Below are 23,172 nucleotides of genomic sequence, written 5' to 3' on the forward strand. Positions count from 1 at the left end.
TAGCAAGCTTTGCATCGTCAAAGCGTTGAGCGTCGTAAGCGCTCTAACTGACAATCGGGATAAACACGCGTCGGCTGCACGATTGCTCAGCATTTCCAGCTTCGACGATCACAACGATAACGCGATGCGGCTTTATTGTCGCGTCACACATGCGCAGCATCTGGGAACAATTGACGCCACCCGCTGTGTGATCAAGCGCCGATGGCGAGGAACTTATCAGCCCGATCAGTACGAAGATCCTGCGCGCTCAATCCGGCAAGGGAATCCAACTCTTCGCCAATGGCGGCACCCAGGCTGGCGATCGCCTGCACCGGCTCCCGATGCGCGCCGCCGATGGGCTCCGCGATGATCCGGTCGATGACGCCCAAATCCTTAAGATGCTGGGCGGTAACCTGCATAGCGGTGGCGGCATCGCTCGCCTTGTTGGCAGTCCGCCACAGGATCGATGCGCAGCCTTCAGGGGAAATAACCGAATAGACCGCATGTTCGAACATCAACACCCGGTTCGCGGCGGCCAATGCGACTGCGCCGCCGGAGCCACCCTCACCCACTACCGCAGCGACCATGGGCACACCTAGAGCCAAACACTGTTCGGTCGAGCGGGCAATCGCTTCAGCCTGACCGCGCTCTTCCGCCTGTACGCCAGGGAACGCGCCCGATGTGTCAACCAATGTGACGACCGGCAGCCCAAAACGGTCAGCCAATTGCATCAGGCGGATCGCCTTGCGATAGCCTTCAGGCTTCGCCATCCCAAAATTATGACGAACGCGGCTGGCGGTGTCGTCACCCTTTTCATGACCGATCACCATGACGCGGCGGTCACCCAGCATCGCCAGACCGCCAATGATCGCCTGATCATCCGAAAACGCGCGATCACCGGCGAGGGGCATGAAATTGTCGAACATGCCCGCGACATAATCCTTGAAGTGCGGGCGGTCAGGATGACGGGCAACCTGGGTCTTCTGCCAAGGCGTCAGCTTGGCATATGTGTCCACAAGCACCTTGGTCGCGCGCTGTTCAAGCTTATCGATCTCATCGCCGATATCGATGTCACCAGCGCTGGCCGTCGCGCGCAATTCGATGACACGCGCCTCTAGCTCGGCGATAGGTTTTTCAAATTCCAGAAAGCTAACCATGGCCGACGGCGTTAGGGTGCAGACGCTTCTTCGTCAACGAAACGATGGCGCATTGTCGCCAGGGGATGACGGCTGTTGACCAGTTCGACCAGTCGGCGGCTATCGACATGCGTGTAGATTTGGGTCGTTCCGATATCGGCATGGCCAAGCATCGACTGCAACGCGCGTAGGTCCGCTCCCCCTTCCAGCAGGTGCGTGGCGAAGGCATGGCGCAGCACATGGGGACTGACCCGCTGCGGAGCGATACCGGCGGCGGCAGCCAGTTGCTTCACCAACTGATAGAGCCGAATGCGGCTGAGATAAGTTTTTCCCGACGGGAACAGCCAAGGACTTTCAGCAGGGACATGCGGCAACCACGTGGAAACGGCGGCCCGCGCCCGATCCGATATCGGCACCAGTCGCTCGCGCGCGCCCTTGCCCTTTAAAATCAGGAACGGCCGATCCGCTGCCAGCGCGCGACGGGGCAAGGATACCAGTTCGGTAGCCCGTAAACCGGAACCGTATAACAGCTCGATCAGGGCGGACAGACGAAGATCCAATGCGCTGGGATGCTCGACCGCCAGTTTCTGTTCGATCAAGGCAAAGAGTGATTCGACTTCTTGCGCCGACAATATCTTTGGCAGGGGCCTGCGCGTTGCGGGGCGTGGCAGCGCCGTGGAAGGATTGTCGGCCCGCAGCCCCTCTTCTTCCAGAAAGCCGTAAAATGCGCGCAGTGCCGAGACTTTTCGCGCAACGGACGAAGCCGCCAGCTCTGCCCAGGCTGTGGCCAATCCCGCAACGGTTTCCTTCGTCGCGATCGAAAGGCCACCCAAAATCGCCGCCGCGCCTTCCAGGTCGGCGCGGTAGGCCAGCAAGGTGTTGCGCGACGCCCCCCGTTCAGCCGCCATCATTTCCAGAAAACGACCGATCAGCGCGCCATCTTCGCCCATGGGATTAAATCCGCGTAATCGCCTCCGCCGCGATCATCCGCGCTTCGGGATCAAGCCCGACCTGATGCAGAGCAGCGACGATATGATAGAGATGAGCGGGTGGCAGACGATTCCACTCTGCCGTTTGCATGCCCACTGCCGCGAGCAGGGCGACGGTGGCTTTTTCCCGCCTCGCCGCCGCCTGATGGATCGCCCTCGCCCACCGGCTATTCGCCGCCAGGTTGAGCCCCTTATCCTGCGCCAATGAAGCGCTTGCTTGCGAATTGATGCGAGCAAGGCCTGCCAGCGCAGCAATCAGCATCTGGCCTTTTTCCGCGCCAGCTTCGTCCGCGAAGGAAGAAATCCGCCCTTCGCTAATATCGACAACCGAACTGGGCGCGCCGACCGCCAGCAACGCCCAGAGGTCGCCAGCGCCATCCCCCTCCGCCTGTCGGGCCACCCCGCTCCAATGCGCCGCGCTGCGATCATAACCTGCGGTCAGCATGGCCGCGACCAGGTTGGCGGCCTCTCTCGCATCGATGTTTGCGACCGGCAAAGCAGCGGCGGCTTTGGCCGTGGCGATCAGGCCGACATAATCAGGCTTGCTATTGTCCCGCCACAGCGTCCGCATCGCCTGGACCCGTTCTTCGGACGAGCCACCACGATAGGCGGTGCGCAGCGCGTCGACCCGGTCGGCAATTTCGGGCGACGCGTCGCCGTCAGCGCCAAGCTGACTGTAAAATCCTACCAAAGCCTGGCTCGAAAACACGCCAAGCCGGGCCGCGGCCTCGCTGCCTGGCAGGCGACGAACCGCGCTGAGCGCAGGCGCGCGCGCTTCCCACGCACGCACGTGGCGCCCGGCGGTGGCATATAGCGGTTCGGGAATTTCCACATTGAGCGCGGTTGCCAGGCCAAAGCGCCATGCCGTCAGCCCGTCAACCCCATCCCATTCGATCTTCACCGATCGCCGCGCGTCGAATCCGGTGCCCACGACCTTTTCCGCGAGCCGGTAATCTATCCCGCGCACCACGCCGCGCCGCTGGGCCTGATTGAGCGCAGCGCTCGCTGACCCCTGATCGCCGGACAATGCCGGACAGATCGCCCGCGTCATGTCCCACCCCGGCTCCTTGCTGTGACGCAGCGCGCCAGCCGACAGAGGGCACAGGCCAGCCGGATCCGCCGTGGCTAGATAAGTCTGCATCGCCACCGCATAGAGGCGTGGCGTGAACTTGTCCGACTCGACGCTTTGCACCAGCAGCCGCGCGCTATCCGCCTCGCCCATGCGCAGCAACAACCAGGCCCGCTCCGCAACCCAGTCGGCGCCATCGATATCACGAGGCGTGTCGGTCGCGGAGAGCAGCGCACGCCGAAGCAGGATAGAGGCCCAGCGCGACGTGATCGGCGCCCGCATTTCCTTCATCAGCGCGGCGAGAAATTGCCCGGACTGTGCGCCGAAGGCATCAGCCGCCATGCCACGCCGTTCGGGCGTCAGCGGCCCAATCCGGTCCAGCGACCGATGCGCACCTTCAGGAAGGTCATATTTCTGCTTCTGCGCCGCCAGCTCTTCTTCTGACAGCCCTTCCTCCGGGGCATTTCCCACTGCATTGTCGGCAGGAGCCGTAGCGCTACCGGACGGCAAGGGCTGAATCATCGGAACGGGAGCAGCCGGACTTGCCGGTCGCGGCGTTTGCGATCCGGCGGCGGGTGGAGTCTCGGGCGCCTCTCCAAAACCGGGGGGCAGGAGCGATTCAGGCGACTCCTGCGCAATCACCGGCAGCGTGAGAGCGAGCGCAAGCGTTCCAAGCGCCCATTTCGCATTCAACCGGCCTTGACGCATGCCTTTATTTGCCCAGCTTTTCGGCGGGAATGGCCTTTTCCACTCGCTGCTGCGGCCGTTCTCCGCCGCGCGACCAGAGCAGCGCGACCAGACCGATCACCAGAACGATCACGACGATGGGAATGATGGGCAAGCGCGTGCCGCGACGACGCGAACCGCTTTCGAAGGTGCTGAAGGAACGATTGCTTCTCATGGATCCTTGTGCGGCCGAGCCGTGAAGTTGAGGAAAGTTGCGATTTGCCTCTGCAACGGGGGGATGTATAGCCCCCTCCGCAATGCAGCGAAACAGCAAATCCATGCCTCCGCAGTCAAAGCGCGGTTCCATCGTCCTCATCGGGATGATGGGCGTCGGCAAATCGACGGTGGGGCGCCGGTTAGCAGCGCGGCTTGGCCTTGCCTTCGTGGATGCGGATGAAGAGATCGAAAAGGCCGCTGGCATGACGATTTCGGAAATGTTCGAACGCTATGGCGAAGGATATTTTCGCGATGGCGAACGCCGGGTGATCGCCCGGTTGCTGGACGACGAGCCAAAGGTGATCGCAACCGGCGGCGGCGCGTTCATGCAGGAAGAGACACGCGCGCTTATCCTCGATCAGGGGACTGCGATATGGCTCGACGCCGACATCGACACTTTGGTCGATCGGGTGTCGCGGCGGGAAGGACGTCCTCTCTTGAAGGGCAAGGATCCCCGCGTCGTGCTGACTGAACTGGCGGCAGTTCGCAATCCTGTCTATGCGCTCGCGCCCATTCATGTGAAAAGCATCGCCGCCCCGCACGAAGTGGCGGTCGAGCGCATCCTGGAGAAACTGGCCGCATGGCAATAGTCCGCGTCGCGCTGGATGCGCGCAGTTACGATATCGTGATCGAACAAGGCGCGCTGGACCGGGCGGCCGATCATCTTGCGCCCTACGCCCGCAGCGGCCGACTGATCGTCGTGACGGACGTCAATGTCGCAAAGGCGCAGCTGTCCCGGCTCGAAACCAGCCTGCGCGGCGCCGGTATCGCCGTCGCACCCATCATCCTGCCCGCAGGCGAGCAGACGAAAAGCTGGCGACACCTTGAGCAATTGCTCGATCAATTGCTGGCCCTGGAAGTGGAACGCGGCGATCATGTCGTGGCGCTTGGCGGCGGGGTGATCGGTGATCTCGTCGGGTTCGCCGCGTCCATCCTGAAGCGCGGTTGCCACTTCATCCAGGTGCCAACGACGCTGCTCGCTCAGGTGGATAGCTCAGTCGGCGGCAAGACTGCGATCAACGCGAGCGCGGGCAAGAACCTGATCGGCAGCTTCTATCAACCCAGCCTGGTCCTCATCGACCCATCGACGCTCGACAGCTTGCCCCCGCGCGAAACCCGCGCGGGCTATGCCGAGGTCGTGAAATATGGGCTGATAGATGACCCGGATTTCTTCGCATGGTGTGAAGCCGAGGGTCAGCAGCTGCTGGCAGGCGACCGCGACGCACGCGAATTCGCGATCGAACGAAGCGTTCGGGCGAAGGCCGCTATTGTCGCGGATGACGAACGGGAAACATCCGGTCGCCGCGCACTGCTGAACCTTGGCCATACTTTTGGGCATGCGCTGGAGGCGGATACGGGCTTTTCCGACCTGCTGCTGCATGGCGAAGGCGTGGCGGCGGGCATGGCGCTCGCTTTCCGCTATTCCGCGCGGCTCGGTATATGCGCGATGGAGGATGCGGATCGGGTGACGGCACATCTGAAGTCGGTTGGCCTGCCCCATGATCTTGCAAGCGCTCATGTGAAAGCCGACGGCGCCGCTTTGGTTGCTCATATGCTGCACGACAAGAAGATGGCGGCAGGCACCCTCCCCTTCCTGCTGGCGCGGGGGATTGGAAAGACGTTCCTGTCAAAGGATGTGGCGCTGGATGATGTGGCCGCGTTCCTCGACGAGGACCGGGCGGACGTTTGAGGTCCAGCGAGTGCGATGCTGCTCCCCTCCCGCAAGCGGGAGGGGCCGGGGGTGGGCCATTGCAACGTGGCCCATTTCAAAAGGCTAGCTTAGAAGCTCGCTACGCTCGGACCCTCCCCTAACCCTTCAAACGAGTCACGTGCCTCGTTTGAACGCCTCCGGGAGGGGACCGTCTTGGAGCACCGCCGCATACAACAAAAAAGGGCGCCCATCGGGCGCCCTCTTCATTCGTTCCAAGAAGAAACCGATTACTTCTTCAGCGTCAGGCCGCCAAAGCGCTTGTTGAAGCGCGCCACCTGGCCGCCGGTGTCCAGCTGGCGGTTGCCGCCCGTCCAGGCCGGGTGAGACTTCGGGTCGATGTCGAGCGCCAGCGTGTCGCCTTCCTTGCCCCAGGTCGAACGGGTCTGGAAGGTGGTGCCGTCGGTCATCTGGACGGTGATCAGGTGGTAATCGGGGTGGGTATTGGCCTTCATGAGTCTGCTCCGTCAATGGGCCGGTTTCCGACCGGCCATGGATGCGAATTCTTGCGAAGGCGCGCGGTTACATGGGATCACGCGCGAACGCAACCCCCTCCCGGCCTTCAGTCCTCCGGCGGATCGGCGATCATCGCGACGAAGTTCGCCTCGGCGCACAGCTTGCCATCCACCGTTGCCTTGCCCTCGAACTTGCATACGCGGCCACGAATCTGAAGCAATTCGACATGCAGGTCCAGCAGGCAACCCGGCTCCACCGGATTGCGGAACTTCGCCCCGTCGATGCTCATGAAATAAACGAGCTTACCCGATCCTCGCAGATCGAGCGTCTCGACCGTCAGCACGCCCGCCGCCTGCGCCATCGCCTCGACGATCAACACGCCCGGCATGATCGGTCGGCCAGGGAAATGCCCCTGAAAGAACGATTCGTTGATCGACACGGCTTTGACCGCGTGAATCCTCTCTCGCACGACGAGAGAGGCCACGCGGTCGACGAGCAGCATCGGATAGCGGTGCGGCAACGCCGCCATGATGCCACGAATATCGATGGCACCCACGGCGGCGGTGGCCGCTTCAACTTCCCCCGTCATCGCTGCGATCAGCGCGAGGTCGGCTGCTGCGACGGGTTGGCGGGGGCCGCAGCGGCAGGCGTCGGCGCCTGACCACGAGCGCCGCCGGGTTGCCAACCAGCGGGCGGCACGATGCCGACGCTAGGCACCAGCGCGTTGAGTTCGGTCACGACCTGTTGCGTGATGTCAACGGTCGGCTGGTAGGACACGGTGGCGTCGGGTGCCAGGATCAAGTCGACCTTCGCCTTCGTCATCGCCGACTTGAGCGCGTCCGACAGCTTCGCCGAAATCTGCTCTTCGACATAGGCGTTGGCGAGCGCGATCGGCTGGCCCAGGCGCTGCAACTCGGCCTGGCCGTTCTGCCCTGCCTTCTGATAGGCTTCATACTGGGTCTGGATCGCAGGCGTGGGCTTGTTGCCCGCAGCCTTCATCGCCGCTTCAAGCGCCGTGCCCTTGGCCTTCAAATCAGCGTCGATCGCGTTCTTGCGCGCTGTGAAGCTGTCGATCTGCGCCTTGTAGGTCGTCTGAATCTGTGAGCGAGCCGTGGTGTAGGCCGAGCTGGTCGCTACCGCACGCTGCAGGTCTGCAACAGCGATCCCAATTTTCGACTGGGCTGCGGCAGGCACGCTGGTCAGCGCGATGGCAGTCATGGGCGCAAGAGCAAGCGCCGCGGCCTTGAGCATCTTATTCATTAGAATTGAGTCCCTACGTTGAAGCTGATGAGCTGAGTGTCGTCCCCTGGTTCCTTGAGCAGGGCCTTGGCGATGTCGATGCGGAACGGCCCGAACGGCGAGTTCCAGTTGACGCCAAAGCCCACGGAAACACGCGGCTTGAGCGTGTCGCCGAGATATTGTTCGATGAATCCGGTGCCATCGACATACGAAGCAGCAAAGCCCGCTGGAGCCGGATCACAATTGCCGAGCGAAGGCGCGCGAACCGTCGTGATCGCGCCCGTTGTTCCGGTCTGAGGAGCGACGGTGCAGTATCCGGCGAATGGAGCGGTGACAGGGTCTTTGAGGCCGGCCACTGCGCCTGCATCAACGAACACAGATGGACGCAGTCCCATCTCGCGCGCGCCCGAACCCAGCGGGATTTCGACTTCGGCACGGGCCAAATAGTAAATGCGTCCGCCGAGCGCATCGTCCCGCACATTGTTATTGCTGTTATTGGGTACGTATTCGCCGGTCGTCGCATCCTTTGTCAGGTAGAACCGCTTTACGCGCGGCCCTATGCCACGGATATCGAAGCCACGGATCTGCGGATTTCCAAGAAAGAAACGATCCGTCAGCCGTACCTTGTCGACCTCCGCGCCCGCTGCGTCGACCCGGTCACCCTCGAGGCTGTGGATATAGCCACCCTCGCCCGAAATCGAGAAGATGAACCCGCCCCCCAAAGGCCAATATTTGGAACCGTTGATGCGGGTCCGGATATACCTCACGCTGCCACCAAGCCCCGCAAAATCCTGATTCAGCACAAGGTTATTTCCTCGCGTGGGGCGGATACGGTTGTCTCGATTATCAAAGATCAGCGAGTAGCCGAGCGAGGAAGTGGTGCGCTTGCCGATGGCGTCGCACAGATAACGACCAGCCAGAATCGGGTCGCACGCACCATTGGTGTAGTAGGTGGCCTTATCCAGACTCACATCATCCAGATTTAGGCTGTAGCGCAACGCCAGCGACATATATTCGGTGATCGGCACGCCCGCACGAATTTGGAAGCCGGTCGTCGTCTGCTTATATGTCGTATCACGATCGTTTCCGTTACCCGTGTATCGGAAGCTGTTCAGGTCGCGACGATAAATATCGCCACCCAGCGCGATATTCTTGTCCATGAAATAGGGCTCGGTGAAGCCCACTTCGACCGACTTCGAATAGCTGGAATAATTGACGCTGGTGCGCAATTCCTGGCCCTTGCCACGGAAATTGCGCTGCGTGATCGATGCCGAGACGATGAACCGCTCAAGCGAGGAGAAACCTGCCGATAGCGACAGTTCACCCGTCGATTTTTCCTGAACGTTGGTTTCCAGCACGATGCGATCGGGCGCGGAGCCCGGCTTCTGCTCGATGTCCAGCTTCTCCTGGAAGAAGCCCAGGGAGTTGATGCGGTCCTTCGAACGCTTGACGAGGAAGCTGTTGAACGCGTCGCCCTCTGCCAGGCGGAATTCGCGGCGGACCACCTTGTCCTGGGTCAGTGTATTACCGTTGATGTCCACCCGCTCGACATAGACGCGCGGCGCATTGGCGATGCGGAAATTAATCCCCATCGTCAGGCTGTCCTTGTCGCGATTGAAGTCCGGCTGCACGTCGGCAAAGGCATAGCCAAACAGGCCCGCCGTCTCGCTCAGCGTGTCGACAGTATCCTCGACCTGCTTGGCGTTGTACCAATCGCCCTTTTTCATCGGCAGCGTCTTGGTAAGCGACCCACTCGACAGGTCGCGAATGTCCGACTCCACCTTCACATCACCAAATTTGTAGCGTTTTCCTTCCTCAACCACATAAGTGATGATGAAGTCCTGCTTATCAGGCGTCAGTTCCGCGACCGCCGAAATCACGCGGAAATCGGCATAGCCTTCGGTCAGGTAGAATTGGCGCAGCTTCTGCTGGTCATAGGCCAGGCGATCGGGATCGTAGCTGGTGCCCGAGGAGAAGACGCGGAACCAGCGCGACTGCTTCGTCACCATCTGGCTGCGCAGTTCACCGTCTTTGAACTTGTCGTTGCCGATGATGTTGATCTGCCGGACCTTGGACTTCGGCCCTTCGGAAATCTCGAACACGATATCGACGCGATTCTGGTCGAGCTGCACCATCTTGGGCTCGACCGTGGCAGCGAAGCGGCCTTGGCGGCGATAGAGTTCAATGATGCGGGCAACGTCCGCGCGCACCTTCGAACGGGTGTAGATCTGGCGAGGCGCGAGTTTGATCTCCGGCCGAATCTTGTCTTCCTTCAGCCGCTTGTTGCCTTCCAGCACGATGCGGTTGATGACCGGATTTTCCTTCACCTCCAGCGTCAGCGCACCATTGTCGTTGCGGATCTGGACGTCGGCGAACAGCTCGGTTTCATACAGGTCGCGCAGCGCCTGATCGAGCGATTCCTGCGTGAAGGGCTGGCCAATGCGCAGCTTAGTGTAGGACAGCACCGTGTCGGGTTCGAGCCGCTGTTGCCCCACCACGCTGATGCTGCGGATGGTTCCCGCAGCCGGTGCCACGGCGGGGGCAGGCGCGGGCGCGGCGGGTTGCGGCGCGTCCTGCGCCAGCACGGGAACCGCGGACAAGCCGCCGATCATCGTCGTTGCCAGGAGGGCCGCGACAACCGGGCGCTGTCTCTTGCTGCTCATCATCGCTGTCACCCGCTCTACCCTTTTACAAAAAAGCATATGTTCGTTCACGCCGGGAAACACGGCGCTAAATCGCGCCTCCCTGCCCGATACGGCTTAGCCGATCAAGCCGGACAGGCGTTCCCAGAGCCCGAAAGAAGATAAATCGTTGAAAGTCACCAGCATCATCATGGCCAGGAGAACCGCCAGACCCGAACGATACGCCCATTCCTGCACGCGCGGGCTGACCGGCCTGCGCTGTATTGCCTCCACCCCGTAAAACAGCAGATGTCCGCCATCCAGCATGGGAATTGGCAACAGGTTGATGAACCCCAAGTTAATCGAAATGAGGGCCATGAAGAATACAAAGCTTTCAACCCCCAAAGTCGCGGCCTGACCCGAAACCTCCGCGATCTTGAGTGGTCCACCCAGTTCCTTATATGACCGGCCGCCACCCAATATCTGCCCCAGCGTCTCGACCATCGTACGGATGATCTGCCCCGTCTGCTTGAGGGCGACCGCAGGCGCGCGCCAAAGCTCGACCGGCTCTATTACCGGCTGCCCCGGAGCGATGCCCAGCCGCCCGACCTTGAAACTGTTGCCGAAGCCGTCACGCTCCTGAACGGCGCCAACGTTGCCCCGCTTCTCGACCGTCTTGCCCCCCCGCTCGAGCAGGATCGTCACCGGTTCGCCGGGACGGATTTGCGCATAAAGGCGAAGGTCGTCGAAGGTCGCCATCTCCCGCCCATTGAGCGACACGATACGATCTCCGGGCTGGATACCCGCCGCCGCCGCTGCGCTGCGTGGCTGCACCTTCCCCACGACCGCCGGGGTTCGGCTCTCGCCATAAGCGAAGGCGAATGTGGACAGGATCAGGATGGCGAACAGGAAATTGATGAACGGGCCTGCCGCGACGATTGCCGCCCTTTGCCACAGCGGCTTGGCCGGGAAGCTTTCGGCGCGCTCGCTCGCGGGAAGCTGCAACCATGCCGGATCTGCCTGGCTGGCGGCATTCATGTCCCCCTTGAAGCGGACATATCCACCCAGAGGCAAAGCGCCGATGCGCCAGCGTGTACCACGCCGGTCCACCCACGCCGCGATCTCCGGGCCGAAACCGATCGAAAAGGCCTCTGCCTTAACCCCACACCAGCGACCCACCAGATAATGGCCGAGTTCATGCACGAAAACGAGCGGCCCGATGACCGCTACAAAGGCGAGGACCGTCAACAGGAACCCGGGATTTTGGATCAAGCCGTCAATCTTTCCATCACTTGGCCTGCCATGCGTCGCGCCTGTGCATCTGCTTCCAGCACATCGTCGATCCCGCTTGGCACTGGCGCGCTATAGCGGTTCAGAACGTCCTCCACAATCATGGCGATATCAAGGAAGCCGATGGCCTTATTCAGGAAGGCCGCCACCGCGACTTCATTCGCCGCATTCAGGATCGCAGGTGCCAGCCCTCCCTGCTCCGCCGCCTGCCGCGCCAACCGAAGAGCGGGAAAGCGGACGTCGTCGGGCGCCTCAAAATCAAGCCGTCCTGCCTGTGCAAGGTTGAGGGGCTGGCAGGGCGTTTCCATCCGATTGGGCCAGGCAAGGGCGCTGGCGATGGGAATGCGCATATCCGGTGATCCCAGTTGCGCCAGGGTCGACCGATCCCGATATTCGACCATCGAATGGATGATCGATTGGGGATGGACCAATATCTCGATGCGCTCCAGTCCCACGGGGAACAGATGCGCTGCCTCGATCAGTTCCAGGCCCTTGTTCATCATCGTGGCGCTGTCGACGCTGATCTTCGCGCCCATCGACCAATTGGGGTGCGCCACGGCTTGCGCTGGTGTTATGTGACGCATCTCTTCCCGGCTGCGCGTGCGGAACGGGCCGCCACTCGCCGTCAGGATGATCCTTGCCACGTCATCCAAACGACTTCCGGCAAGGCACTGAAAAATAGCATTATGCTCGCTATCGACCGGTAGCAGCGTAGCACACGAATGCTCCGCCGCGTCCATCATCAACGCACCCGCCGATACAAGCGATTCCTTGTTCGCAAGGGCAACCGTGCCGCCCGCCTTCAGCGCCGCCATCGTAGGGCGCAGGCCCGCACAACCGACGATCGCGGCCATGGTCCAGTCCGCCCCCGCCTCTGCCGCCTCTATCAGAGCAGCTTCGCCCGCTGCGACCCTGATCCCGGACCCCTCCAACGCCACCTTTAGCGCATCATAGCGCGCGGCGTCACCTATCACAGCCATTTGGGCATTGCACCGGCGCGCCACCGTAGCCAGCCCGTCAACGTCGCTATGCGCGGTCAGCGCCACGACCTCAAACGCATCGCGATCGCGCTCGATCAGATCGAGTGTCGACATGCCGACAGACCCTGTCGCACCAAAGATGGAAACCGTGCGCGTCATGGGAACACCAGCAAAAAATAGAGGGCAGCAGCGAGCGGCGCGGCAGCGACGACCCCGTCCAAACGGTCCATCACGCCACCATGGCCCGGCAGCAGGCTCCCGCTGTCCTTGACACCGGCACGGCGCTTCATCGCGCTTTCTAGCAAGTCGCCCGACTGCGCCGCCACCGCCAGCAGCCCGCTCGCAGCGGCAAGCTGGATCGGCAACCCTGCGAAACGATGCAGCACGAAACCCAGGATCAACGCCGCCAACACGCCACCGCCCAGCCCCGCCCAGGTCTTGGAAGGGCTGACCCTTGGCGCCAGCTTCGGGCCGCCGATCGAACGCCCCGCGAAATAAGCGCCAATGTCGGTCGCCCACACCAGCGACAATGTCCAGAAGGCGAGCAGAAGGCCGCCCGGCTGCTGCTGACGCAGGAAGATGAGCGCCATCACCGGCACGAAAACGTAGAATATCCCCAGCGACAGCCGAGCCGATCGCGTGACCAAGACTACAAAGAAGAAAGCGGCCACCGCAAGCGTGAAGGCTGTCCACGACAGGCCCGCCGCCAGCGGACAAAGCAGCGCCAGTGGCACGGACACCGCAAACATCGAAAGCCGCCGATGCTCAGGCGCAGCGCCCGTAAGGTCCGCCCACTCCCCCTGCATCAGCACGCCAGCGACGACGAGCAGCAGCCAGAAGAAAAAACCACCGAAGTAAAGGGCTGCGGAGGCCAGGGCTATAAGCAGCAGCCCAACGACCGCGCGGGTGCGAAGCTCACTGGACATCGGTCAAAGCCCGCCGAAACGGCGGTCCCTCAAACGGAAGGCGTCAAGCGCCTCGGCAAGCGCCCGCGCATCGAAATCGGGCCAGAGCATATCGGTAAAATATAGTTCGGCATACGCCGCCTGCCACAGCATGAAATTGCTCAGCCGCTGTTCTCCCGACGTTCGGATCAGCAGGTCGAGCGGCGGCAGATCGGCCGTGTCCAGCCCGGCTTCAACATCTTCCAACCGAACGGCTTCGGGATCGATTTCGCCAGCCCGCACCCGTTGCGCGATAGTCTGGACCGCTCGCACCATTTCATCCTGCGCGCCATAGTTAAGAGCGATCGCGATGATCGGTCCATTGTTGGACGCGGTTCGCGCCACTGCACGCTCGATCAGGTCGACGAGAGACGGATCAAGCGCCTGATAGTTGCCGATCACCCGCAACCGCACGCCATTGGCATGAAATTCGTCGAGGTCCGACTCGATGAAGCGCCGCAGCAGCCCCATAAGGTCCGCCACTTCATTTGCCGGTCGCTTCCAATTCTCCGAGGAGAAGGCGTAGAGCGTCAGGCATTCCAGTCCAAGGTCTCGTGCGGCCCGAGCAACCCTGCGCACGGCTTCGACGCCAGCCCGATGCCCTGCGATGCGCGGCAGGAACCGTTTCTTTGCCCAGCGGCCATTACCATCCATGATGATGGCGACATGGCGCGCGCCATGGCCGGACGCGCCGTCATGAGCGAAGTCGGATTTGGCTTGGCTGGCCATCAGGGTTGCGCGCGAGCGATGAACACGGAGGGGAGCGTCCCGGCTTACTGGCCGAGAATTTCCTTCTCCTTGGCCGCTGTGACAGCGTCAATATCCGCGATGGTGCTGTCCGTCAGCTTCTGCACCTCTGTCTCCAGCCGCTTGCGTTCGTCCTCGCTGATTTCGCCCTTCTTTTCGTCGGCCTTCAGATGGTCCATGCCATCGCGGCGAACGTTGCGGACGGCGACGCGGGCGCCCTCGGCATATTTGCTGGCGAGCTTGGCCAATTCCTTGCGCCGTTCCTCGGTCAGGTCGGGGATCGGCAGGCGCAGCGTCTGGCCGTCCATGATCGGATTAAGGCCAAGGCCCGCCGAGCGGATCGCCTTGTCACAAGGGCCGACATTGCTCTTGTCCCACACCTGCACCGACAACATGCGCGGTTCGGGAGCGGAGACGGTCGCCACCTGGTTGAGCGGCATATGTGCGCCATATACCTCGACCGTAACGGGATCGAGCAACTGGATATTGGCCCGGCCGGTGCGCAGACCCGCCAGATCACCCTTCAGCGATTCGACCGCGCCGTGCATGCGGCGTTCGAGGTCGGCCTTGTCATATTGAGCCATGGTCTTTCAGCGCTCCTGATTTTGCACGATCGTTGCAACTCCGTCCCCGGCCAGCACCTTTGTCAGATTGCCGGTTTCGCGGATGTTGAAGACGACGATGGGGATATTGTTTTCGCGGCAGAGAGCAATGGCGCTCGCGTCCATGACCTTCAAATTGTCGTTCAGCACCTTGTCGAAGCTGATTTCATCATAACGCGCAGCGTCCGCTACCTTCTTGGGGTCGGCATTATAAATGCCGTCCACGCTGGTGCCCTTGAACAGCGCGTCGCAGTTCATCTCTGCCGCGCGCAGTGCCGCAGTCGTATCGGTGGTGAAGAAAGGACTGCCGGTGCCCGCCGCAAAGATGACGATCCGTCCCTTTTCCATGTGCCGCACCGCTTTGCGCCGAATATAGGGCTCGCACACGGTCGCCATCGGGATCGCAGATTGAACGCGCGTGTCATAGCCGATCTTTTCCAGCGCATTCTGCACCGCCAAGGCGTTCATGACGGTGGCCAGCATGCCCATATAATCGGCGCTCGTGCGGTCGAAGCCCTTGGCGGCTCCCGCCAGGCCACGAAAGATGTTGCCGCCGCCGACAACGACGCAGATTTCGAAGCCCGCATCCTTCGCAGCAGCGATTTCGGACGCGACGCGGTTCACGGTTTCCGGCTCGATCCCGAATTGCCCCTGCCCCATCAGCACTTCGCCCGAGAGTTTCAGCAAGATGCGCTTGAACGGCGGACGAGTCATGCGGGGTAAAATTCCATCAATTGGAGCAGACAAAGGAATGGCGCGCACCTTAGGCAGCGCGCGCCATTCTGTGAAGTCCTTAGCGTGCTTGGGCAGCTTGTCGAGAAGCGTTGCTCCCCGCATGCCGCCCTAAGCGAACATTCTGTCGGATCAGGCCCGGATCAAACGCCCGCAGCCGCGGCGACTTCAGCGGCAAAGTCGCTCGTTTCCTTCTCGATGCCTTCGCCGAGCTGGAAGCGGACATAATTCTTCAGCGTGATCGAAGCACCTGCATCTTTCGCCGCCGCCGCGATGACGTCCTGTACCGGAGTTTTGCCATCCATCACAAAGGCCTGCGTCAGAAGAGCGTTTTCCTTGCGGAACTTTTCGACCGGTCCATTGATGATCTTGGCAGCGATCTCTTCGGACTTTCCAGCAATCTTATCGGCGTTCTTTTCACGCGCGATCGCAGCTTCGCGCTCGATGATTGCAGGATCAATGTCATCGGCCGACAGCGCGAGCGGGAAGGCGGCGGCGATATGCATCGCGATCTGCTTGCCCAGCGGTTCCAGTACGTCAGCAGGCGCATCGCCTTCCAGCGCGACCAGCACGCCGATCTTGCCGAGGCCCGGCGCAGCGGCGTTGTGAACGTAAGGAACAACAACGCCCTGGCTCACTTCCAGCTGACCGATGCGGCGCAGGGTCTGGTTCTCACCAATCGTCGCGATGTTCGACACCAGCTTCTCGGAAATAGTGCCACCAGCCGGGTGAGCCTGCGACGACAGCGCTTCGGCGTCGGTCGCGCCGCTGTTCAGGGCAACCTGCGCCACGGTGCGGACGAAGTCCTGGAACTGGTCGTTCTTCGCCACGAAATCAGTTTCGCTATTCACTTCGACGGCAACACCTTTGGTGCCAGCGACGGCAACGCCGACCAGGCCTTCAGCAGCGGTGCGGCTCGACTTCTTCTGCGCGGCGGCAAGGCCCTTGGCGCGCAGCCAATCGACGGCGGCTTCCATGTCGCCATTGGCTTCGGCGAGCGCCTTTTTGCAGTCCATCATGCCCGCGCCCGAACGGTCGCGCAGTTCCTTGACGGCAGCAGCGGTAATCTCGGCCATGTTTCGGCTCCTAAAATTCGATGGGTTCAAATAAACGGGGTTCGAATAAGCACTAGGGCGCGTTCCGGTGGAGCGCGCCCTAGCCTCTTAATCTTGCAGTTCGAAGACCGCGGGATCAGGCCTGAGCGGCGACCTCTTCAACTTCGGGCTCGTCCAGAGCGCCGATGTCAACGCCCGAAGCCTGCTGCGCACCACGGCCACCCTTGGTGGCTGCGGCGGCAATGGCGTCGCAATAGAGGCGGATCGCGCGGCTGGCGTCATCATTCGCCGGAACCGGGAAAGCGATGCCGTCGGGCGAGACGTTCGAATCGAGGATCGCGACGACCGGGATACCCAGCGTGTTGGCTTCCTTGATCGCCAGCTCTTCCTTGTTGGCGTCGATCACGAACATGACATCGGGGATGCCGTTCATGTCGCGGATGCCGCCCAGCGATAGCTCCAGCTTCTCGCGCTCGCGGGTCATCTGAAGGACTTCCTTCTTGGTGAAGCCGTGGGTGTCACCCGACAGCTTCTCCTCAAGGGTCTTCAGACGCTTGATCGAACCGGAGATGGTCTTCCAGTTGGTGAGCATGCCGCCCAGCCAGCGGTGGTTCACGAAGTGCTGGCCGGACTTGCGGGCGGCTTCAGCGATCGGGTCCTGCGCCTGGCGCTTGGTGCCCACGAACAGGACCTTGCCACCAGCGGCAACGGTTGCCGACACGAAGTCCAGCGCGCGGCCAAACAGCGGCACGGTCTGCGACAGGTCGAGGATGTGGATGCCGTTGCGCTCGCCGAAGATGTACGGCTTCATGCGCGGGTTCCAGCGGTGGGTCTGGTGGCCGAAGTGGGCGCCAGCCTCGATCAATTGGTGCATGGTGACGACAGGAGCCGCCATAATATTTCTCCTTCCGGTTTAACCTCTGGGAATCAGGAACTGGGGCGTCACGCCGTCAGCACCGGATATGTGCGATTCCCATGTGGAATGGCGCGGCCCTTAGCGCGTGGCCACGCGCGATGCAAGGGCTTGACGACACCTGCATAGTGGAACATATAGAGAACATGGGAACAAATCGGATGTTCGGCCGGTTTGGACTTCAATCAGGACCTACGGTTCTCAGCACAGGAAGAGTGAGCGGTCTTATGTTCACCATTGTTGCAGCTACGGTTTTCTTCGCGGCCTTTCTGCTCGCCGCCATCGTGATAATCGGGATGTTCGCGCTCTATCATGAAAAGATGATAGCCGCCCTGTTGTTTGAGCCCATCCCTCAAGAGCCGCCGGTGTATCGCCTGCGGATCAGCCGTCGCCGTGCCGCGCCAAGCCGTCCGCTTGCTCCCACGGCAATACGTCCGCACGCTTTCGCCGCCTGATCCTGTTCGTCACGCACTAGCGGCGCCAGCTTGTTGCCGCCTAACACGAGCGTAGGACATCATCCCGAACGGGATGGTCGCGAGATATATAGCGCACAGGAAGAGCAGCGTCAGCCAGGGATCGGTGATCAGCAACGCGGCGAGCAAGCCAGCGACGGCGATCGCCTCAAGCCTGATCCTTTTGCGGAGCCGCAGCGCCGACCAAGTGTAGGTCGCAATGCTGGAAATCATCAGGAAGGCAATGAAGGCCGTCCAGGGCGCAACCACATACCACGCCCGAAAAATTTCCTGCCCTGTGACCAGCCACAGATAAAGTGGCACGAATGCCAGACCTGCGCCCGCAGGCGCTGGCACACCCGTCAGGAACCCGGCCGATTTATGCGGCTGTATATCCGCGTCGATATTGGCGTTGAAACGCGCAAGCCGCAGCGCGCACGATAGCGCATGTGCCAGCGCGAATATCCAGCCGAACTTCGGCATGGCATGCAGCGACCAAAGGTACAGGATCAGCGCTGGCGCGACACCAAAGGCGATGGAGTCGGACAGCGAATCCAGCTCCGCGCCGAATCGGCTTTCTCCACGCAGCAGCCGAGCGATGCGACCGTCTAGCCCGTCCAGCACGCCCGCGATTAGGATGGACAGGACTGCCCTCTCCCACTCTCCGGAAATGCCATAGCGCACGCCCGTCAGGCCAAAGCATAGCGCCATTGCGGTAACGGCATTGGGCGCGACCATCCGCAGCGTGATGCCCCGGCGAAGCCCACGCGGGATAGCGCGCCGCTGCCTCATTGCTGGATACCCGAAATGACCCGCATGTCGCCAATCTGGCCGAGGATGGTCTCGCCTGCAACGGTCCTTTGCCCCAGCACCACGCGCGGTGCCGTTCCAGCGGGAAGGTATACGTCCACGCGGCTGCCAAAGCGGATGAGTCCGATCCGCTGCCCCGCCGCGATCATGTCGCCCGGTTTCACAAACGGCACGATCCGGCGCGCCACCAGCCCCGCAATCTGGGTGAAGCCGACGCGCAGGCCGTCATGGCGCTCCACCAATATGTGCTGCCGTTCATTATCCTCGCTCGCCTTGTCGAGGTCGGCGTTCAGGAACTTGCCCGAGATGTAGACGACCGACTTAACCGTCCCGCCGATCGGCGTGCGATTGATGTGCACATCAAACACGCTCATGAAGATGGACACGCGGATCATCGGTTGATCGCCCAGCCCGTCCACGCCTGCCATTTCCCGGGGCGGCGGCACGCGCTGGATCAGCGTCACCAATCCATCGGCGGGCGCCACGATCGCCCGCTCATCCTGCGGCACGGCGCGCACCGGATCGCGGAAGAAAGCGAACACCCAGATCGTCACCATCACCATCAGCCAGCCGGGTATCGTCCAGCCCACCAGGAACAGCACTATCGTAATCGCCGCAGCAATCAGGCCGAATTTCATTCCTTCCGGATGCACCGAAGGGAAGCGCCACTTCACATTGCCGCCCAAGGCGACGGTGATTTCGTCATTTTCCATGGCACCTGTCTTTAGGGACAGTCACTTGCAGTGACAACGGCCGATCCTGCACTGAACGCACAGCAAGCCTGACGCCCTGCGACCGCCAATGCGCAGTTGAACATTGCCGCCGCTTTCCCTAGGGCGTGTCGCAATTGCATCCAAACAAAGAAGGCAAAGAGGCGCATGGCGAAGATCAAGGTCAAAAACCCTGTCGTGGAGATCGACGGCGACGAAATGACGCGGATCATCTGGCAGTGGATCCGTGAGCGCCTCATTCTCCCCTATCTCGACATCGACCTCAAATATTATGACCTGAGCGTCGAAAAGCGCGACGAAACCAACGACCAGATCACCGTCGATTGCGCCAATGCGGTCAAGCAATATGGGGTCGGCGTGAAGTGCGCCACCATCACCCCGGACGAAGCACGCGTCGAAGAATTCGGCCTCAAGGAAATGTGGAAGTCGCCCAATGGCACGATCCGCAACATCCTGGGCGGCGTCGTGTTCCGCGAACCGATCGTCATCAAGAACGTGCCCCGCCTCGTTCCCGGCTGGACCGACCCGATCGTCATCGGCCGTCACGCGTTCGGCGACCAGTATCGCGCCACCGACTTCCTCGTCCCCGGCCCCGGCAAGCTGCGCATGGTATGGGACGGCGCCAATGGCGAGAAGATCGAAAAGGACGTCTTCAACTTCCCCAGCCCGGGCGTCGCCATGGGCATGTACAATCTGGACGATTCGATCCGCGACTTCGCTCGCGCCAGCATGAATTATGCGCTCGATCGCGGATGGCCGCTGTATCTGTCGACCAAGAACACGATCCTCAAGGCCTATGACGGCCGCTTCAAGGACCTGTTCCAGGAAGTGTTCGACAATGAATTTGCCGATCAGTTCAAGGCGCAGGGCATCGTTTACGAACACCGCCTGATCGACGACATGGTCGCCTCCGCCCTCAAGTGGAGCGGCAAGTTCGTGTGGGCGTGCAAGAATTATGACGGCGACGTGCAGTCCGACACCGTCGCTCAGGGCTTCGGCTCGCTGGGCCTCATGACCTCCGTCCTCCTCTCGCCCGATGGCAAGACCGTCGAAGCGGAAGCCGCGCACGGCACCGTCACCCGGCATTATCGCCAGCACCAGCAGGGCAAGCAGACGTCGACCAACCCGATCGCATCGATCTTCGCCTGGACGCAGGGCCTGGCCTATCGCGGTAAGTTCGACGACACCCCGGAAGTCACGAAGTTCGCCGAAACGCTGGAACGGGTCTGCATCGAAACCGTGGAAAGCGGCGCGATGACCAAGGATCTTGCCTTGCTGATCGGTCCGGATCAGGCATGGATGACAACCGAGCAGTTCTTCGAGGCGATCCGCGCGAACCTCGAAACCGCCATGGGCAATTGGAACTGATCCAGCCTTTTAGGCATTCAGTACGGAAACGGAATAAGGCGGTGCCGTCCAACGGCGCCGCCTTTTCCATGGCGGGAGATCGGCGATGACGACAGCAACACGCAAACGGCTGGAGGTTCGCACCGCGGTGCCCGCCGACGTTCGCGGCATCCAAAGGCTGATCGCCCGCGTCTATCCCGGCATGGCCAACTATTCGCTCGCAACCCTGCGCGGCCAGATCAACAATTTCCCGAACGGCTGCTTCGTCGCCCTCTACGACAACAAGATCGTCGGCTATTGCGCGACCATGCGCGTCAGCCGGTCGATGGCCTTTTCCTTCCATGATTGGGAAGAAATCACCGCGAACGGCTTTGGCACCCGGCACAGTGCCGCCGGTGAATGGCTCTACGGCTATGAAATGGCTGTCGATCCAAAGCTGCGCGGGCTGCGCATCGGCCAGCGGCTCTATGACGAACGCAAGGAACTGGCCGAAGAGCTGGACCTGCACGGCATCGTCATCGCGGGCCGCATGCCCGGATATGCCCGAGCGAAACGCCGGGTCGATGGCCCCGCCGATTACCTCGACAAGGTGGTCCAGGGCAGGCTGCGTGATCAGGTCATCAGCTTCCAGCTCAAGAACCAGTTCGAACCGCTCGGCGTTCTCGAAAACTATCTGCCCGAAGACAAGCAATCCGACGGCCACGCCGCGCATCTGGTGTGGCGCAACCCCTATGTCGATCCCGACGAAGCGCCCGAAATGCGAGTACCGCGCGGCGTCGAGAGCGTTCGCCTCGCCACCTGCCAGCTTCAGGCGCGAGCCGTCGCCGACTTCGATGAATTTATCCGCAACATCGAATATTTCGTTGATGTTGCAGCGGATTATCGTTCCGACTTCATCGTCTTCCCGGAACTGTTTACCCTCCCCCTGCTCTCCTTCGAAACCAAGAAACTGTCTCCACTGGAAGCGATAGACAAGCTCACCGGCTACACCCCGCGCCTGACCAAGGAGCTGACGCGGATGGCGCTGGAATATAATATCAACATCATAGGCGGCTCTCACCCGACGCGCGCCGACGATGGCGACATCCAGAACATCGCCTATGTCGCCCTGCGCGACGGATCGGTGCACACGCAGGAAAAGATCCACCCGACCCCCAACGAAGCTTTCTGGTGGAACATCAAGGGCGGCGATTCGCTGGACGTGATCCAGACCGACTGCGGCCCGATCGGCGTCCTCATCTGCTATGACAGCGAATTTCCCGAACTCGCCCGCCGCTTGGTGGATCAGGGCGCGCGCATCATCTTCGTCCCCTTCTGCACCGACTCGCGCCTTGGCTACATGCGCGTGCGCTACTGCGCGCAGGCGCGGGCCATCGAAAATCAATGCTATGTCGTCATGTCCGGCAATGTCGGCAATCTGCCCAACGTCGACAATATGGACATCCAATATGCGCAAAGCGCCATCCTGACGCCTTGCGACCTACCCTTCGCCCGCGACGGCATAGCGGCGGAATCCACCGAGAATGTCGAGACGCTGACCATGGCGGACGTCAACCTCGCCGACCTCAGCTGGGCGCGAGCCGAAGGCACGGTCCGCAACCTGCGCGACCGGCGGTTCGACCTTTATCATATCGATTGGGACAGCAGCCCGGATCATGCCCATGCGCCGAGCGGCGGTCCGGTGCCCGCTGGCGGCCACAATGCGCCTGGCGGTGGGTAATCGTTCGCATCCCTCCCCTCGCGCGGGGAGTGGGGGATGCTTTGTGGGTGGGTTGTGGACTGTCTGGTTCCGATGCTGAGCCAGCTGAGAAGAGTCCCTTATGATTTCCATTCCATGCCTTTTAACAACGCGGCAGTAATATCCTGCGCATCGAACATCATGGATTTTTGCTCAAGTCGCTCTGCGTTGACATCAGAGAACCAGCCGAAGTAGGCGCCGACTGGCGCGATTTCGAGGCCGGGGCGGACGCCATCTCGCCGCGTCAGCGTTATCACCGATGCCGAATGTCCCTGCCATACCGCATAGTTCAGCGCGTAGGGCTTTCCCTCGCGGTTTTCCGACTTGAAGCCATAGACGTAGATTGTATCAGGTGCTTCGCAATTGCTCTCCCCGGCAATGCCGTTGGTTCGCTCAGGGGATGCACTTTGCTTATGACGCTCCAAAGCATCGTGAAGAACGATGCCATCAAGGTGAAAGCCCTTGCGAAATGAACAGAATTTCGTGGTGGGCCGGATGGTCAGTTTGCCCCGTCGCTGAATATGAAGGCGGTCATCGACAAGAAGCGCGGCTTTTGCCAGCTTCTGGACATGCGAAGGCATGGGGCTTCTCTCGCAACCTGCGCAAGCCAAGCTGATTGCAAGAATGAACGTTTTGCGGGCCATACCTCGGGCTTACCATCGAAAGTGCCGCCATCAAGTTAATGTCCGTAG

The 23,172-nt window shown here is 61.5% G+C and carries 24 protein-coding genes; 5 read left to right on the forward strand and 19 right to left on the reverse strand.

Going from position 1 to position 23,172, the window contains the following annotated elements:
- Positions 1-191 precede the first annotated feature (191 nt).
- From ACZ5YV_RS06410 to ACZ5YV_RS06425, 4 genes are read right to left on the reverse strand one after another with little or no spacing between them, the layout of a single operon-like run.
- On the reverse strand, positions 192-1,136 hold the full coding sequence (locus ACZ5YV_RS06410; RefSeq protein ID WP_464789064.1) for an acetyl-CoA carboxylase carboxyltransferase subunit alpha: 945 nt from the start codon (positions 1,134-1,136) through the stop codon (positions 192-194).
- 11 nt (positions 1,137-1,147) lie between these two features.
- A complete protein-coding gene (locus tag ACZ5YV_RS06415) occupies positions 1,148-2,065 on the reverse strand; it encodes a tyrosine recombinase (RefSeq protein ID WP_464789065.1) in 918 nt (305 codons plus the stop codon).
- 4 nt (positions 2,066-2,069) lie between these two features.
- On the reverse strand, positions 2,070-3,881 hold the full coding sequence (locus ACZ5YV_RS06420; RefSeq protein WP_464789066.1) for a hypothetical protein: 1,812 nt from the start codon (positions 3,879-3,881) through the stop codon (positions 2,070-2,072).
- Positions 3,882-3,885: 4 nt separating this feature from the next.
- Complete coding sequence (locus tag ACZ5YV_RS06425) at positions 3,886-4,074, reverse strand: hypothetical protein (protein ID WP_464789067.1); 189 nt, start codon at positions 4,072-4,074, stop codon at positions 3,886-3,888.
- 82 nt (positions 4,075-4,156) lie between these two features.
- Here ACZ5YV_RS06425 and ACZ5YV_RS06430 point away from each other — a divergent pair, with 82 nt between their 5' ends.
- Together ACZ5YV_RS06430 and aroB are read left to right on the forward strand one after the other, a co-directional pair.
- Positions 4,157-4,705, forward strand: a complete 549-nt coding sequence (locus ACZ5YV_RS06430; protein ID WP_464789068.1) for a shikimate kinase — start codon at positions 4,157-4,159, stop codon at positions 4,703-4,705.
- Positions 4,696-5,805, forward strand: coding sequence for a 3-dehydroquinate synthase (gene aroB, locus ACZ5YV_RS06435; protein ID WP_464789069.1), 1,110 nt, complete (start codon positions 4,696-4,698; stop codon positions 5,803-5,805). Before ACZ5YV_RS06430 ends, aroB begins: the two co-directional genes overlap by 10 nt.
- 248 nt (positions 5,806-6,053) lie before the next feature.
- Here the strand turns inward: aroB and rpmE are convergent, their stop codons facing one another.
- The 12 genes from rpmE to rpsB form a co-directional block, all read right to left on the reverse strand.
- The gene (rpmE, locus tag ACZ5YV_RS06440; protein WP_066861944.1) at positions 6,054-6,278 is read right to left on the reverse strand and encodes a 50S ribosomal protein L31; all 225 of its coding nucleotides are present in this window, start codon (positions 6,276-6,278) and stop codon (positions 6,054-6,056) included.
- Between the two features lie 107 nt (positions 6,279-6,385).
- Complete coding sequence (gene fabZ, locus ACZ5YV_RS06445) at positions 6,386-6,868, reverse strand: 3-hydroxyacyl-ACP dehydratase FabZ (protein ID WP_464789070.1); 483 nt, start codon at positions 6,866-6,868, stop codon at positions 6,386-6,388.
- 8 nt (positions 6,869-6,876) lie between these two features.
- On the reverse strand, positions 6,877-7,539 hold the full coding sequence (locus ACZ5YV_RS06450; RefSeq protein WP_464789071.1) for an OmpH/Skp family outer membrane protein: 663 nt from the start codon (positions 7,537-7,539) through the stop codon (positions 6,877-6,879).
- On the reverse strand, positions 7,539-10,184 hold the full coding sequence (gene bamA, locus ACZ5YV_RS06455) for an outer membrane protein assembly factor BamA (protein WP_464789072.1): 2,646 nt from the start codon (positions 10,182-10,184) through the stop codon (positions 7,539-7,541). The genes ACZ5YV_RS06450 and bamA overlap by 1 nt, the downstream gene beginning before the upstream one ends.
- A 93-nt stretch (positions 10,185-10,277) precedes the next feature.
- Complete coding sequence (rseP, locus tag ACZ5YV_RS06460; protein ID WP_464789073.1) at positions 10,278-11,411, reverse strand: RIP metalloprotease RseP; 1,134 nt, start codon at positions 11,409-11,411, stop codon at positions 10,278-10,280.
- Positions 11,408-12,568, reverse strand: a complete 1,161-nt coding sequence (locus tag ACZ5YV_RS06465) for a 1-deoxy-D-xylulose-5-phosphate reductoisomerase (RefSeq protein ID WP_464789074.1) — start codon at positions 12,566-12,568, stop codon at positions 11,408-11,410. Before ACZ5YV_RS06465 ends, rseP begins: the two co-directional genes overlap by 4 nt.
- Positions 12,565-13,335: a phosphatidate cytidylyltransferase gene (locus ACZ5YV_RS06470; RefSeq protein ID WP_464789075.1), complete on the reverse strand. Its 771-nt coding sequence runs from the start codon at positions 13,333-13,335 to the stop codon at positions 12,565-12,567. The genes ACZ5YV_RS06465 and ACZ5YV_RS06470 overlap by 4 nt, the downstream gene beginning before the upstream one ends.
- 3 nt (positions 13,336-13,338) lie before the next feature.
- A complete protein-coding gene (locus tag ACZ5YV_RS06475) occupies positions 13,339-14,082 on the reverse strand; it encodes an isoprenyl transferase (RefSeq protein ID WP_464789076.1) in 744 nt (247 codons plus the stop codon).
- Between the two features lie 44 nt (positions 14,083-14,126).
- Positions 14,127-14,684, reverse strand: a complete 558-nt coding sequence (gene frr, locus ACZ5YV_RS06480) for a ribosome recycling factor (RefSeq protein WP_464789077.1) — start codon at positions 14,682-14,684, stop codon at positions 14,127-14,129.
- Between the two features lie 6 nt (positions 14,685-14,690).
- Complete coding sequence (pyrH, locus tag ACZ5YV_RS06485; protein ID WP_196224070.1) at positions 14,691-15,416, reverse strand: UMP kinase; 726 nt, start codon at positions 15,414-15,416, stop codon at positions 14,691-14,693.
- Positions 15,417-15,577: 161 nt separating this feature from the next.
- The gene (gene tsf / locus ACZ5YV_RS06490) at positions 15,578-16,510 is read right to left on the reverse strand and encodes a translation elongation factor Ts (protein WP_464772114.1); all 933 of its coding nucleotides are present in this window, start codon (positions 16,508-16,510) and stop codon (positions 15,578-15,580) included.
- A gap of 115 nt (positions 16,511-16,625) precedes the next feature.
- Positions 16,626-17,384: a 30S ribosomal protein S2 gene (rpsB, locus tag ACZ5YV_RS06495; protein ID WP_464789078.1), complete on the reverse strand. Its 759-nt coding sequence runs from the start codon at positions 17,382-17,384 to the stop codon at positions 16,626-16,628.
- A 245-nt stretch (positions 17,385-17,629) separates the two neighbouring features.
- Here rpsB and ACZ5YV_RS06500 point away from each other — a divergent pair, with 245 nt between their 5' ends.
- Positions 17,630-17,857 carry a hypothetical protein gene (locus ACZ5YV_RS06500; RefSeq protein ID WP_464789166.1) on the forward strand — a complete coding sequence of 76 codons (228 nt, stop codon included), beginning with the start codon at positions 17,630-17,632 and terminating at the stop codon, positions 17,855-17,857.
- 9 nt (positions 17,858-17,866) lie between these two features.
- Here the strand turns inward: ACZ5YV_RS06500 and ACZ5YV_RS06505 are convergent, their stop codons facing one another.
- Both ACZ5YV_RS06505 and ACZ5YV_RS06510 read right to left on the reverse strand, forming a co-directional pair.
- Positions 17,867-18,646, reverse strand: a complete 780-nt coding sequence (locus ACZ5YV_RS06505; protein WP_464789079.1) for a CDP-alcohol phosphatidyltransferase family protein — start codon at positions 18,644-18,646, stop codon at positions 17,867-17,869.
- Positions 18,643-19,377: a phosphatidylserine decarboxylase gene (locus tag ACZ5YV_RS06510; protein WP_464789080.1), complete on the reverse strand. Its 735-nt coding sequence runs from the start codon at positions 19,375-19,377 to the stop codon at positions 18,643-18,645. Before ACZ5YV_RS06510 ends, ACZ5YV_RS06505 begins: the two co-directional genes overlap by 4 nt.
- 165 nt (positions 19,378-19,542) lie before the next feature.
- On the opposite strand from ACZ5YV_RS06510, the gene ACZ5YV_RS06515 reads away from it, so the two are divergent.
- A complete protein-coding gene (locus ACZ5YV_RS06515; protein ID WP_449471758.1) occupies positions 19,543-20,763 on the forward strand; it encodes an NADP-dependent isocitrate dehydrogenase in 1,221 nt (406 codons plus the stop codon).
- Between the two features lie 85 nt (positions 20,764-20,848).
- Positions 20,849-22,462 carry a GNAT family N-acetyltransferase gene (locus tag ACZ5YV_RS06520; RefSeq protein ID WP_464789081.1) on the forward strand — a complete coding sequence of 538 codons (1,614 nt, stop codon included), beginning with the start codon at positions 20,849-20,851 and terminating at the stop codon, positions 22,460-22,462.
- A 98-nt stretch (positions 22,463-22,560) separates the two neighbouring features.
- Here ACZ5YV_RS06520 and ACZ5YV_RS06525 read toward each other — a convergent pair whose 3' ends face one another.
- On the reverse strand, positions 22,561-23,061 hold the full coding sequence (locus ACZ5YV_RS06525; protein ID WP_464789082.1) for a hypothetical protein: 501 nt from the start codon (positions 23,059-23,061) through the stop codon (positions 22,561-22,563).
- Between the last annotated feature and the right edge of the window lie 111 nt (positions 23,062-23,172).

This window comes from Sphingobium sp. TomTYG46, assembly GCF_055396345.1.